Raw genomic sequence first — 13,603 nt, forward strand, 5'->3', positions numbered from 1 at the left:
GCTTCGCCGCTCATGGCCGTCGTGAGGATGCGGGGCACGAAGCCGCACCGCGCGGCCTCGTCCGCCGCCGCTTCCAAGGCCTGTTTCACCGAGGCCACGAGCACGTTGCGGACGCGCCCGAAAGCCGGTTCGTCCGCCTTCGGCGTTTCCGGGGTGCGGCCTTGGAGCCCTCCTTCAATATGGGTCCAGATTGATTGCGGCATTTTCCAGCGCAGGCCGTAATGCTCCACTACCCGCAGGCAATCGTCGAAGGTGCTCGGATCGGGCACGGTGGGGCCGGAGGCGATGACGTCAAGGTCGTCGCCCACCACGTCGGACACGATGAGCCCGAGCACGGTGGCCGGGAAGGCCGCGCGCACGAGGCTGCCTCCGCTGAAGCGGGAAAGGTGTTTGCGCAGCGTATTGATCTCATGGATTGTCGCTCCGCATTCCAGCAGCATACAGGTAAGCCGCTGCATATCGGCCAGCGGGATTTCCGGATGCAGGGCCGGGGTAAGCGCGCTGGCCCCGCCTGTAAACGTGCACAGGACAAGATCGTCCTCGCGGCTGTCCCGGGCCATGTCCACGATTTCGCCCGCAGCCGCCGCGCCCGCCTCATCGGGGACCGGGTGCCCGCCTTCCTTGATCCTGATGCGTCTGGTGCGCTGGCCTTCCGGCAGATCGTGCCCGTATTTGACGATCACGAGTCCGTCGCTGATACGGTCGCCGAGCAGGTTTTCCAGCGCAGCCGCCATCGGTGCCGCGCCCTTGCCCGCGCCGAGCACGCGGATACGGCGGTAGGCGTCGAGGCCGCCCGACCACGCGGGGGCTCCGGATTCGTCGATCAGGGTCAGTTTGCCTCCATCAAGGTGAAGGTGGCGCAGTACGGCCCCGTCGGGTGCTACGGCGCTCAGGGCCGCGTCCGTGAGGCGGCGCAGTTCGGAGGCTGCTTGGCAGGGGGGCAGATCGGTCATGGTGCGGCTCCTGTTGTGTTGGTGGGGGAGGGGAGACGGCATTGGGGAGGGCAGCAGTCGAGATTTGGAAAGTCAGTAAAGGTGGCCTGTTGGGAAAGAGCGTTTTTGAGGGCCGGGCAAGGGGATGTCCGGAACGCGCTCGGAAGCGTGAGCTTTTCTTTTGGCTCAGGCCGAGGCTCTTGTCAAAGGGTGAACGTATCCGGTATCCTCTTTGTTCCTTTGAACATCAACCGAACATCAATCGGAGCGGTGCCATGAAAATCGTTGTTCTTGACGGCTATACCCTGAATCCCGGCGACAATCCGTGGGACCCGCTGGCGGCGCTCGGCGAGTTGACGGTGTATGACCGCACCAATCCTGAAGATGTGCTGGAGCGGAGCCGGGGCGCGGAGATCCTGATCACCAACAAAACCCGCTTGAATGCGGACACGCTGGCGGCCTTGCCGGACCTGCGCTGTATCGGGGTCATCGCCACGGGGTACGACGTGGTGGACATCGCTGCGGCGGGCAAACGGGGCATCCCGGTGATGAACGTGGTGAACTACGGCACGGAAGCCGTGGCGCAACATGCCTTTGCCCTGCTGTTGGAACTGTGCCGCCGCACGGCCCTGCACGACGCGGGCATCCGCTCCGGGCGCTGGGCTGCCGGGCCGGACTGGTGTTTCTGGGATACGCCGCAGGTGGAGCTTTCGGGCAAGGTTATGGGCATCCTCGGTTTCGGGACCATCGGGCGCCGCGTCGCCGAACTGGCGCACGCGTTCGGCATGAAGGTGATTGCCGCTTCCGTCCGCAAATCCGCCGCCGAACTGTCGGCTTCTTCCGCTCCCGTATCTTTCCCTGTCGAGTTTGTGGAGATGGACGAACTGTTCCGCGCTTCGGACGTGCTGTCCCTGCATTGCCCGCTGACGGAGCAGACCCGCGCCATCGTCAACGCCGCCAACATCGCTTCCATGAAGGACGGGGCCATCCTCCTGAATCTCGCGCGCGGGCCGCTGCTTGATGAAGCCGCCGTCGCTGAGGCCCTCGCATCCGGAAAGCTTGGCGGGCTCGGGGCGGACGTGGTGTCCGTGGAGCCCATCGCGCAGGACAATCCGCTGCTGACCAGCCCCAATACCCTGCTGACTCCGCATATCGCCTGGGCCACTCGTACCGCCCGGCAGAACATCACCCGGATCATCGCCGAGAACATCGCCGGGTGGATGGCGGGCCAGCCCAAAAGCGTGGTGAACAAGGCCTATCTGAACGGATAAATGACAGGGGGAGCCGAAGGGCTCCCTTTTTTAACCCCGCGCTTCCCCTTTGGACGAGGAGGCGCTGACCAACCGGAAGACACAATGAAAGAGAATAAATACGACGACCCGACGTTTTTCGACAAATACAGCCGGATGCCGCGCTCAAAGGAAGGGCTTGCCGCCGCCGGGGAGTGGCATGTGCTGCGGAGGATGCTTCCTTCGTTCGAGGGCAAGCGGGTGCTTGATCTGGGCTGCGGCTTCGGCTGGCATTGCCGATATGCCGTCGAACAGGGGGCTGCCTCCGTGGTGGGCGTCGACCTGTCCGAAAGGATGCTGGCCGAGGCCCGGGCTATGACGGATTCACCCGCTATCCAGTACCTGCGTATGCCGATTGAAGCTATCGATTTCCCGGCGGGCTCGTTCGATGTGGCGATAAGTTCTCTCGCCTTCCACTATATCGAGTCGTTTGGCGGCCTGTGCGCCAAGGTGAACCGCTGCCTCTCCGCCGGAGGGCACTTCGTCTTTTCCGTGGAGCATCCGGTATTCACCGCGCAGGGAGCGCAGGAATGGCATTGCGACGCGCAGGGGAATCATCTCCACTGGCCCGTGGACAGCTATTTTTCCGAGGGCGTCCGCAAGGCCGTTTTCCTCGGCGAAGAGGTTATGAAGTACCACAAAACCCTGACTACCTACGTCAACGGCCTTCTCCAGAACGGATTTGAATTGCTGGAACTTGTGGAGCCGCAACCGGACCCCGGCCTTTTGGAAGCCTATCCGGAAATCATGCGGGATGAGCTCCGCCGTCCTATGATGCTGCTCGTGTCGGCCCGGAAGCGCTGACCCCGCCTTCCGGTTCCAGAGCGTCCGCGTTGCGCCTGTTTTTAGGCTGATGCGGGCGGGCTGTTTTGCCCCATAAAGGAGAGGCGATCCCAAGGGATCGCCTCCTGCCCTTTCAGCAAAGGACCACGGGAGGTTCCCCTCCCTTATTTTCCAGGGCTTCTGGCTGCATCGAAGGCCCCGTCGCGGCGTTGCAGTGATGCGGCCTCGGCCCGGCGATGGAGCGGGCTACAGCCAGCTCGGCTTGCTGCCGGATTCCGTCACGACCGCGTCGCTCATGGTGAAGCCTTCAAGACTGCCCGCTTTGGCCTGAATACAGATGAAACGCATGGCGCTGTCGTCCGCCGCGCGCAGGCAACGTTCCCCCTGCGGGTCAATGCGGAAGCAATCCCCTTCCTTCAGCGGCAATTCTTCCCCGTCGATGTACAGCATCCCCTTGCCCTCAAGGATGAGGTAGACTTCCTCATTCTGGGTATGGTGATGCACAAAAGGCACGCTGGCCCCGGCGGGCAGGGTGTTGCAGGACACTTCCGCGCCCGTGAGGTTCAGGAGGTCGTGCAGTTCGCCGCGGTTTCCTTTCATGTCGATGTGCGCCAGTTTGTACTGAGCCATGATTCGTCTCCTGTTTAGTTTGATATCGAACTAATTAATCCGAAAAAAGGGCGGTTGCCCCTAGCCGTTCACACACTTGTCCAGAAGCCGATCCAGAAGAGCCGCTTCTTCTTCGCTGAGCCGGTCAGTGATCAGCCGCTGCAGTCCGTTGGAAATCGCTTCAAAAGCCGGTTCCAGTGCGCGCCCCTTGTCCGTCAGGCGTACCAGCACCCCCCGGGAATCCTCCGGATCCGGTATGCGCAGCACATAACCGTTCCGCTCCAGTTTTTCCACCAGCGCCGTCACGGTGGACTTGGTCCGGTGTACCTGCTTGGCAAGCTCGCTCATGTTGCAGGCTTCGCAGGCCAGAAGCCGCACCAGAATGTCGCCGTGGCTGGGGGCGATGTCGCTGAGCCCGACCTTTTCGAGTTCCGCAAGGATGAAGCGGTTGCCCGACTCGCGGAGGCGGCTGGCATGGGAGAAAATAGCGCTGTACTTCATGGAGAGACTTTTAGTTCGATATCGAATTATTGTCAAGGGCCGGAGAAGGCGGTACGGCTGAAAGCGGCTTATTTTTTCCTGTCTGTACAATATGAATCAATAATTCCAATAAATTGGTTGGAATAAAATGTGTTTCTCCCTTCGGAACATCATAAAGCCGCCTTTTCCTATAGGGAAAGGCGGCTTTATGATGTGATGGGGAAAATTATCTGAAAAGGAAGAGTATTAGCTGAAGGAGGGGCCGTTTTCTCCGGCTCCCTCCCTCTCCTAGGAGTTCCCTTATCGTTGTGAAACGATCAGCCCTGTAAGGGTGAGGGCCGTTCCGACGACGGCGAGGGGCGTGATCGTCTCGTGAAGGATGATCACCGAAGACACGACCGTCACCACAGGGACGAGGTAGATGTACACGGTAGTCTTGACTGCGCCGAGAATCCTGACCGCCCAGTTCCACGTAACGAAGCAGAGGGCGGACGCGCCGAACCCGAGGTAGAGGAGGTTCAGCGTATTGACCGGGGACGCGAAGCGTTCCAGCCCGAGGCGGCAGTCAAAGATGAACAGCGCGGGAAGCATGAACAGCAGGCCGTAGAAGAACACCTTGCGCGTGCAGAACACCATATTCATGCGGAACGCGCCGATTTTCTTCATGAGGATGGAGTAACAGGACCAGACCACCGCCGCCAGCGTGGCGAGGATGTCCCCGACGGGGTTGAGCTTGAGGACGAAGTTGCCGTTCAAACCGATGAGGATAATGCCCGTCAGCGCAGCGGCGAACCCGACGAAAAAGCGTTTCCGCAGCGGTTCGCCGTCCAGCAGCCAGTTCGCCAGAAATGCGGTGAAGAACGGTGCGATCGAAATGATGACCCCCACGTTGGACGCGAACGTATAGGTCAGCGCGATGTTTTCCAGCAGGAAATAGAGCGTTACCCCGCACAGCCCCGCCGCCGCGAAGAGCAGCTCCTGCCGCAGCGTGCCGTATGTGCCCTTGCGCGGATAGATGGCCCACAGCGAGAGGTAGCCGAGCGTGAACCGGAAAAACAGGATTTCAATGGGAGTGAACGCCTCAAGGAGCACCTTGGTCGAAACGAAGGTCGTGCCCCAGATGATGATGGTCATGAGGGTCAGCACATGGCCGAGTGCGGTTTCGTTTTTCATGCTTGCCTGCCGCCGAAGATTTCCGCGTATTGCCGGGGCGTGACCCCGATGAGCCGCTTGAAGAAGCGGGAAAAATGGCTCTGGTCCGCAAAGCCCGTCTGGAGCGCCACCTCAATCATCGGCACGTTCCGCTCAAGCAGTTTCCGTGCCTTGGCGATGCGGATGGTTTCGAGATACCGGTACGGCGAGATGCCCTTCTGTTTGGTGAACGAGCGCAGGAGGTAATACTTGCTCAGCCCCGCGACTTCTCCGAGCTGATCCAGCGAAACCGGCTCGGCGAAGTGTTCCTCAAGGTAGGCACATACGGCCCCGATGTCGGATTCGTCCTTGTACGCATCGGGCAGGGGCGTTTCTCCGGCATTGTCGCGCAGCAGTTGACCCAGAAGCATCAGAAAGATTTCTTCCTTCCGGAACTCCTTGTCCTCCTGAACGATCATGGCGTGCAGATCGCGCAGCGAACACGCCAGTTCGCTCTGGCTCAGGATGCGCTCCCGGAACCGCGGCAGGATGGCCTGCCCCGTGATTTCCCGCATGGCCGCGCGCATGACGTCGGGCAGCACGCCGATGCCCCGGTAGCTGAACGGTTTTCCGTCATAGGAGCGGCAGCCGTGCGGCTCATGGGGGTTGAGGGTGAACAGGTCGCCTTCGGTGGTGATGTATTTCTGTCCGCCGCAAGTCAGTTCCCGCGCTCCCTTCTCGATGAACCCGATCAGGTAGTAGTCGTGGAAATGATCAGGGAAGGGCTCCAGCACGTTTTGGAGCCAGTAGGCTTCGATGGCGAGTTCCGCGTCGTAGTGTATGGTTCGTGTTTCTTTGATCATGGGCCTATGCTACTCGTCCCTGTCTTTGTGTCTTGCATGATATTGCGGTTTAGGAGGAGAAGAGAACCGAAGGTTTTCGGCTGGTGGGGAGGTTGCGCAACGGGAGTTCTGTGCCGGCGTCATGCTAGACAAAACAACAGCCAGCACTTTTTTTCAGGTAACCTGCCAAGAAAAAATCCAAGCTCTTAAAAAAATAGCAAGGAAAACAGGACAAGCAAATAAAGAAAAATACCATACCGCCTTCTCCGTGCACAGGGAAAGACGGCATGAGGGATTCGATAAAGCCGAAAGTCTTGGGAGGGAGAGAGGAGGGGGGTGGGGAGGGGAGAGGGGGACCTTTTCCAGAAAGGTCCCCTCTCCCCTCCCCAATTTTTTCCCTTCTACAAACAGCGCAAACCGCTGGCGGGATCGAAGACGTGGCCGTGGCCGGCGCGGACGGAAAGGCGGATGGCGTCGCCGGGCGCGGGACGGCGCGTGCCGGGAAGACGCACGATAATGGCGCTCTGATCGGAAACGCCGCCCGCCTTCCCGGTGATGGGATGGCAGTAGGCCAGCGTGTCCGGACCGAGCGCTTCGATGATGTCCACGGTGACCTGTACGGAACCTTCGGGATCGAGCAGCAGGTCTTCGCAGCGCAGGCCGACGAGGACGTCCTTGGTGGGCGCGGCGGAAAGCCGGATGTCGGAGGCGGCGACGCCGGAAAGCGGCGTGCCGTCGGGCAGGATCAGCTTCTCGCCGTCCGTGGTCGCGGGGATCATGTTCATGGACGGGGAGCCCATGAACTGGGCAACGAATACGGAGGCCGGATGCAGGTAGATGTCGTCCGGCGTGCCGTACTGTTCGATGTTCCCGGCGCGGAGCACGAGGATTTTCTCGGCGAGGGTCATGGCCTCCACCTGATCGTGCGTCACGTAGATGCTGGTGGTCGCCAGACGCTGGTGCAGACGGCGCAGCTCGATGCGCATCTGGTTGCGGAGGTTGGCGTCGAGGTTGGAAAGCGGTTCGTCGAAGAGGAACACGCTGGGCTCGCGCACGATGGCCCGGCCCATGGCCACACGCTGGCGCTGGCCGCCGGAAAGCTGTTTGGGCATACGGTCGAGCAGTCCGTCGAGCCCGAGGAGCTTGGCGGCGTCCTCGGCGCGGCGCTTGCGCTCGTCCGCCGGGATGCCGCGCACCTTGAGCCCGTAGGTGATGTTGTCGAACACGTTCATGTGCGGGTAGAGGGCGTAGTTCTGGAACACCATCGCAATGTTGCGATCCTTGGGTTCCTTGCTGGTGACGTCCTCGTCGCCGATGAAGATGCTGCCGCCGGTGACTTCCTCAAGCCCGGCGATGCAGCGCAGGGCCGTGGACTTGCCGCAGCCGGAAGGCCCGACCATGACCATGAAGGAGCCGTCCGGGACTTCGACGTTGATGCCCTTCAGTACCTTATTTTTATTGAAAGTCTTTTCTACGTTCTTGAGCTGGACGCGTGCCATGCTGGTATCCTTTTGGCGGGCTTATTTTTCGGTTTCCACGAGGCCACGGACGAAAAGCTTCTGCATACCGAGCACCACCAGCAGGGGGGGCAGCATACCCAGAAGCGCAACGGCCATGATGAGGTTCCACTCCGGCACGGCGTCGGGGATGTTCACCATGCGCTGGATGCCCATGACGATGGTGTACATGCTTTCCTGGTTGGTGACGAGCAGGGGCCAGAGGTACTGGTTCCAGCCGTAGATGAACAGCACCACGAACAGCGCGGCGGTGTTCGTGCGGGAAAGGGGCAGCACCACGTCCACGAAGAAACGCCACGGCCCGGCCCCGTCGATGCGCGCGGCCTCAAGCAGTTCCGCCGGGATGGTCATGAACATCTGGCGGTACAGGAAGGTCGCCGTCGCCGAGGCGATGAGCGGCAGGACAAGGCCGAGGTAGCTGTCGATGAAATTGAGGTTCGCCGCCACTTGGAAGGTGGGCACGATGCGGACTTCAACCGGCATCATCAGCGTGATGAAGATGAGCACGAAGCACAGCTCGCGGCCGGGGAAACGGAAATAGACGATGGCGTAGGCCGCCGTGATGGAAATGGCGATTTTCCCGATGGCGATGCCGAGGGCCATGACGAGGCTGTTGGCCATCATCACCCACACGGGGATGCCGCCCGCCGCCTTGAGGCCCTGCGTGAGGACGGTGGTGAAGTTCTTGAGGAACTCGCCGCCGAACCACAACGGCGTGGAGCCGATGAGCACGTCGAACGTGTGGGTCGTGGCGACCAGCGCTATATAAAGGGGAAAGAGCACAATGGCGATGCCGAACCAGAGGAAGGCGTGCCCGATGGCTTTTCCCAGTCCTTTCTTTTCTACCATACTGCGTTCCTTGACCTAATAGGTCACCTTGCGTTCCACGTAACGGAACTGGAGGAAGGTCAGGACCATGACGATGAGCATCAGCACCACGGACTGGGCCGAGGAGCCGCCGAAGTCGAGCCCGATGAAGCCGTCGTTGAAAACCTTGTAGATGAGGGTTTCCGTGGCCTTTGAGGGGCCGCCCTGTGTGACGGCATGGACGATGCCGAAGGTTTCGAACAGCGTATAGATCGTGTTCACCACAAGCAGGAAGAAGCTTGTGGGCGACAGAAGCGGGAAAATGATCGTGCGGAACCGCCGCCACGGGGACGCGCCGTCGATGGCCGCGGCCTCGATGAGCGAGCGGGGGATGGCGTGCAGCCCGGCGAGGAAGAACAGGAAGTTATACGAGATCTGTTTCCATGAGGCCGAAACGATCAGCAGGAAAAGGGCCTGATTGCCGTTGATTTTGTGGTTCCACGTATACCCGAAGTGATGGAGCAGCTCGGTGAGCACGCCCCCGGAAGGGTTGAACAGGAACAGCCAGAGCACGCCCGCGAGCGGCGGCGCGACGGCGTAGGGGATGATGAGCATGGATTTGTACAGCGTGCCGCCCCAGTTCACCTGATCGGCGAGGACCGCGAACAGCAGGGCGGTCCCCATCGTGAGGACGATGGTAGCGAGGCTGAACACAAGCGTCAAGCGCAGCGTTTCCAGATAGCTCGGATCGGAAAACAGCGTGATGAAGTTGTCCAATCCTACGAATTCTTTGGAAAGACCGAAAGAGTCTTCCATGTAGAACGACCCCATGAGCGCTTCACCGGCGGGGTAGAAGAAAAACACCACCGTGATGGCGAGCTGGGGCAGCAGGAAGAGGAGGGGAAGAAGCAGGTGTTTCTTGCCCCTGAACGCGTAACGTCCATCCTGCATAGCGGCTCCTTGTGCGGGTTGGGGGCGTCCCTTGCGGCGGAAAGGCCGCGAAAGACGCCCCGGAGGAAACGGGGGGAGGCCCGGCGGGCCCCCTCCCTCTGTGCTGCGGATCAGCGTTTACTTCTTGTTGGCCTTGGCGAAACGCGCCAGTTCGGCGTTGCCGCGTTCCACAGCGGCGCCGAGCGCCTGCTTGGCGGTCTTCTTGCCGGCCCAGACGGCTTCGAGCTCTTCGTCGATGATGTTGCGGATCTGGACGAAGTTGCCGAGGCGCAGGCCCAGCGAGTTGATGGTGGGCTTCTTGTCGGAAAGGGCCTTCACGGCGATGTCGGTGCCGGGGTTCTTGTCGTAGAAGCCCTGCTGCTTGGTCAGCTCGTAGCCTTCCAGGGTGACGGGCACGTAGCCGGTGAGCTGGTGGAAGCGGGCCTGCACTTCAGGCTTGAGGAGGTAGTTCAGGAACGCGGCGGCGCCCTTTTCGGCGTCCTTGGAGTGTCCGGCCATGGCCCAGATGGCTGCGCCGCCGATCACGGTGTTCTGGGGAGCGCCCTTCACGTCGGGCCAGTAGGGGAGCAGCGCCACGCCCCACTGGAACTTGGCACCGGCCTTCACGGCGGCGTAGGAGCCGGAGGAGTTCATGAGGATGCCGGCTTCGCCGGAGGTGAACGCGTTGATGGCTTCGGACTTGCGGCCCACGTAGACCATCACGCCGTCCTTCTGGAGCTTGGACAGGAAGTCGATGTGCTTGACGTGCAGGGGGCTGTTGAACAGGAGCTTCGTGTCGAGGCCGTCGTAGCCGTTGTTGTTGGTGGCGAAGGGGACGTTGTGCCACGCGGAGAAGCTTTCAAGCTGCACCCAGGACTGCCAGCCGGAGGTGAGGCCGTACTTGCACGCGCCGGATTCCTTGATTTTCTTGGCGAGTTCGGCCACTTCGGGCCACGTCGTGGGGAAATGGTCCGGGTCGCCGCCGGCCTTCTTCACGGCGTCCTTGTTGTAGTAAAGGACGGTGGTGGAGGCGTTGAAGGGCATGGCGATGAGCTTGCCGTCCGTGGAGGAGTAGTAGCTGGCCACGGAGCCGAGGAGCTTGGAGGTGTCCACCGGGGTGCCGGCGGCTTCCATGATTTCATACACGGGGCGGATGGCGCCCTTGGCGGCCATCATGCTGGCGGTGCCCACTTCAAAAATCTGGATCAGGTTGGGGTGCTGTTTGGCGCGGAAGGCGGCGATGGCGGCGGTCATGGCTTCGTCATAGTTGCCCTTGTAGACGCCCTTGACTTCGTATTTGTCCTGAGACGCGTTGAATTCCTTGATCATCTCGTCGGTGATTTCACCGAGTTCGCCACCCATGCCGTGCCAGAAGGTAATGGTGGTCTTGGCCTGGACAGGCGCGGCCAACAGCATCAGACACATGGCCAGCAGGGCCATCAGACGGAAGGAACGCATATGCTCTCCTGCGTTGGCGGACGGAAAACGTCCGGTTGTATCCTCTCCGGGGCCAGTCCCCGGAACGTCCGCCGGGGCGCGCCCGGCAAGATGGGTATCACTCCCCGGTATGGGAAGTCTGAAAAGGGAGGAAAAACCTTCTCCAGAAAGTCTCTCCTCCCTCCTTCAGTGCGTCATTCTCCGAGCGCCTTGCGGCAGGCTGCGGGAAAATCGGTAATGATGCCGGTCGCGCCTTCGGCAACGAGGCGTTTGGCTTCGCTCATGTCGTTGACGGTCCACACGTTGACGGCGAATCCGGCATCGCGCAGCGCGGCAAGGTCGCCGGGCGCGAGGATACGCTGATCCGGGTGGTAGGCGTTGACCTGGAGCCGGCGGCACAGGGCTGCCGGATCTCTGGGGCGTATGTGCTCGACCAGCGCGCCGGTGGCCATTTCGGGGCACAGGACGCGGCATTCTTCCAGATAACGGTGCTGGAACGAGGAAATGATGACTTGTTCCACCATATCGAGGCGGCGGATGAGGTCTAACACGTCCTTTGTTACGGTTTCGTGACCGATGAGGTGCGAATGGTTCTTGATCTCGACGTTGACGTACCAGCCGTTGTCCTTGGTGAAGGCAAGGGCCTCCTCAAGGGTGGGGACGGTCAGGCCGTCAAAGCTTTTCAGCGTGTCGGCGTCGATCTCCCCGGCGGCGACGCGGCCGAACTGATCGCGCCCGGCGTACCATGATCCGGCGTCGAGGCTCTTGATCTCGTCCAGCGTGAAATCGCATACGCGGTAGGAGGGGCGGCCGGGGAAGGCCGTTTCCACGTCGGTGGTACGGACGAGGGTGTCGTCGTGCATCACCACCAGTTTGCCGTCTTTGGTATAGTTGGCGTCGAGTTCCCAGAGATCGGCCTGAACGGCATAGCCGAGGGCGGCCGCCGTAAGCGTGTTTTCCGGGGCATGTCCGCGCGCGCCGCGATGGGCGACGACCAGCGGGACGGGGGGGCAGGTATGGAAGTCAATGTATTTCTGCATGAAAAACGACCTGAAAAGGTTCTGGAATCACGAAGTTCGAAAGTGAAAACGGAAAAGGCCTCTGCCAGAATGAGAAATCTGAAGGCAAAATACCCTGAAAGCAGAAAGTTGTCGAGATTTCCAGCGTCCCGTTGCCGTTTCATAAGGGAACGTATTCTGTTGCAATGGCGTATTGAGGGGCGTTTTCTGCTTCGGGAACGCGCCGGCTCTTGGAAAATCTCTTTATCATGCCGCCGGAAGATTGTATCTTCCACGTATCAACTTTCGAAATCGAACGTGCAAGGAGTCCCTATGAGCCGTTATATTCTTGCCCTCGACCAGGGTACGACCAGTTCACGCGCCATCCTGTTCGACCGCTCCGGCAACATCATTCAGATGGCCCAGCAGGAATTCACGCAGCACTATCCTCAGCCCGGCTGGGTGGAGCACAACCCCAACGAACTTTTCGACAGCCAGGCGGTGGTTGCGGCCAAGTGCCTTCGGCAGGCGGGGATTACGGGTTCTGAAGTCGCGGCGGTGGGCATCGCCAACCAGCGCGAGACCACCGTCGTCTGGAACCGCAGGACCGGCGCGCCCGTATACAACGCCATCGTCTGGCAGGACCGGCGTACTGCGGGCTTCTGTGACAGCCTGCGCGAACAGGGGAAGGCCGGCCTGTTCGCGGAAAAGACGGGGCTCGTGCTCGACGCCTATTTTTCCGGCACGAAAGTCCGCTGGGTTCTTGAGAACGTGCCCGGCGCGCGCGAACAGGCCGAGGCGGGCGATCTGCTGTTCGGGACCGTGGATTCGTGGCTCATCTGGAATTTCACCAAGGGCGCGGTCCACGCTACCGATCCCTCCAACGCCAGCCGTACCCTGATGTTCAATATCCACACCGGGGACTGGGACGACGAACTGCTTGAGCTGCTTTCCGTGCCGCGTTCCATGTTGCCGAAGGTGGTCCCCTCATCCGGGATCATGGGGCACATGCATCCGGAATTCCTTGGCCACAGCCTTCCTCTGGCGGGCGACGCCGGGGATCAGCAGGCCGCGACCTACGGCAATGCCTGTATGCTTCCGGGCATGGCGAAGAACACCTACGGGACCGGGTGCTTCCTTCTCATGAATACCGGGACTGAAGCCCGGCGCAGCGAGAACAACCTGCTCACCACGGTGGGCTGGAACTGCGGCTACGGGCTGCGCTACGCCCTTGAGGGCAGCGTGTTCATCGCCGGGGCGGTGGTGCAGTGGCTGCGCGACGGTCTCCAGATCATCAGCGACGCCGCCGAGATTGAGCCCCTTGCCTCCACGGTGCGGGACAACGGCGGCGTGTTTTTCGTGCCCGCCTTTGCCGGGCTCGGCGCGCCCTACTGGGATCAGTACGCCCGCGGGGCCATCGTGGGCCTGACGCGCGGCGTGACCCGGGGACATATCGCCCGTGCCGCCATTGAGGCCATCGCGCTCCAGACCTTGGATATCATGGATTGCATGAAGAAGGACTCGGGGCTGCCGCTTTCCACGCTCCGGGTGGACGGTGGGGCCAGCCGGAACAACATGCTTATGCAGTGTCAGGCCAACGTGCTCGGCGTGCCTGTCGAGCGCCCCATGATCACCGAAACCACGGCTCTCGGCGCGGCCTATCTCGCCGGGCTTGCCGTCGGCTTCTGGGACAGCGAGGAAGAGGTGTCCAACCTGTGGAAGCTGGATCGCCGCTTCGAGCCCGCCATGGACGAGGAGCGCCGCGCCGAGCTGCTCCACAACTGGCATCGCGCCGTAGGCCGCGCCGCGAACTGGATTGAATAGGGGGTAGGGGGGGAGAGAACCGGG

13 protein-coding genes are annotated in these 13,603 nt (G+C 61.4%); 3 read left to right on the forward strand and 10 right to left on the reverse strand.

Annotated elements, in window-relative coordinates; all coding sequences use genetic code 11:
- A partial coding sequence (locus tag HMPREF0178_RS10280) for a glycerate kinase (RefSeq protein WP_009733359.1) occupies positions 1–953 on the reverse strand: 953 nt, incomplete at its 3' end.
- Positions 954–1,207: 254 nt separating this feature from the next.
- Here HMPREF0178_RS10280 and HMPREF0178_RS10285 point away from each other — a divergent pair.
- Positions 1,208–2,203 carry a D-2-hydroxyacid dehydrogenase gene (locus HMPREF0178_RS10285; RefSeq protein ID WP_009733360.1) on the forward strand — a complete coding sequence of 332 codons (996 nt, stop codon included), beginning with the start codon at positions 1,208–1,210 and terminating at the stop codon, positions 2,201–2,203.
- A gap of 84 nt (positions 2,204–2,287) precedes the next feature.
- On the forward strand, positions 2,288–3,025 hold the full coding sequence (locus tag HMPREF0178_RS10290) for a bifunctional 2-polyprenyl-6-hydroxyphenol methylase/3-demethylubiquinol 3-O-methyltransferase UbiG (RefSeq protein WP_009733361.1): 738 nt from the start codon (positions 2,288–2,290) through the stop codon (positions 3,023–3,025).
- 225 nt (positions 3,026–3,250) lie between these two features.
- On the opposite strand, the gene HMPREF0178_RS10295 is transcribed toward HMPREF0178_RS10290, so the two are convergent.
- From HMPREF0178_RS10295 to HMPREF0178_RS10335, 9 genes are all read right to left on the reverse strand, one after another.
- Positions 3,251–3,634: a cupin domain-containing protein gene (locus HMPREF0178_RS10295; protein ID WP_009733362.1), complete on the reverse strand. Its 384-nt coding sequence runs from the start codon at positions 3,632–3,634 to the stop codon at positions 3,251–3,253.
- A 60-nt stretch (positions 3,635–3,694) separates the two neighbouring features.
- A complete protein-coding gene (locus HMPREF0178_RS10300) occupies positions 3,695–4,114 on the reverse strand; it encodes a MarR family winged helix-turn-helix transcriptional regulator (RefSeq protein WP_005024876.1) in 420 nt (139 codons plus the stop codon).
- Between the two features lie 279 nt (positions 4,115–4,393).
- Complete coding sequence (locus HMPREF0178_RS10305) at positions 4,394–5,266, reverse strand: DMT family transporter (protein WP_009733363.1); 873 nt, start codon at positions 5,264–5,266, stop codon at positions 4,394–4,396.
- The gene (locus tag HMPREF0178_RS10310) at positions 5,263–6,087 is read right to left on the reverse strand and encodes an AraC family transcriptional regulator (RefSeq protein ID WP_009733364.1); all 825 of its coding nucleotides are present in this window, start codon (positions 6,085–6,087) and stop codon (positions 5,263–5,265) included. The genes HMPREF0178_RS10305 and HMPREF0178_RS10310 overlap by 4 nt, the downstream gene beginning before the upstream one ends.
- A gap of 380 nt (positions 6,088–6,467) precedes the next feature.
- Positions 6,468–7,565, reverse strand: a complete 1,098-nt coding sequence (locus tag HMPREF0178_RS10315; RefSeq protein WP_009733365.1) for an ABC transporter ATP-binding protein — start codon at positions 7,563–7,565, stop codon at positions 6,468–6,470.
- Positions 7,566–7,586: 21 nt separating this feature from the next.
- Entirely contained in the window at positions 7,587–8,432 is an 846-nt protein-coding gene (ugpE, locus tag HMPREF0178_RS10320; protein ID WP_005024883.1) for a sn-glycerol-3-phosphate ABC transporter permease UgpE, read from the reverse strand.
- Between the two features lie 15 nt (positions 8,433–8,447).
- A complete protein-coding gene (ugpA, locus tag HMPREF0178_RS10325) occupies positions 8,448–9,341 on the reverse strand; it encodes a sn-glycerol-3-phosphate ABC transporter permease UgpA (protein WP_005024885.1) in 894 nt (297 codons plus the stop codon).
- A 117-nt stretch (positions 9,342–9,458) separates the two neighbouring features.
- Entirely contained in the window at positions 9,459–10,778 is a 1,320-nt protein-coding gene (gene ugpB, locus HMPREF0178_RS10330) for a sn-glycerol-3-phosphate ABC transporter substrate-binding protein UgpB (RefSeq protein ID WP_009733366.1), read from the reverse strand.
- A gap of 173 nt (positions 10,779–10,951) precedes the next feature.
- Positions 10,952–11,797, reverse strand: coding sequence for a glycerophosphodiester phosphodiesterase family protein (locus HMPREF0178_RS10335; RefSeq protein WP_005024889.1), 846 nt, complete (start codon positions 11,795–11,797; stop codon positions 10,952–10,954).
- A 291-nt stretch (positions 11,798–12,088) separates the two neighbouring features.
- Here HMPREF0178_RS10335 and glpK point away from each other — a divergent pair, with 291 nt between their 5' ends.
- Complete coding sequence (gene glpK, locus HMPREF0178_RS10340; protein ID WP_009733367.1) at positions 12,089–13,579, forward strand: glycerol kinase GlpK; 1,491 nt, start codon at positions 12,089–12,091, stop codon at positions 13,577–13,579.
- The last annotated feature ends 24 nt before the right edge of the window (positions 13,580–13,603 follow it).

Origin of the sequence: Bilophila sp. 4_1_30 (assembly GCF_000224655.1) — a bacterium.
Lineage (GTDB): Bacteria > Desulfobacterota > Desulfovibrionia > Desulfovibrionales > Desulfovibrionaceae > Bilophila > Bilophila wadsworthia.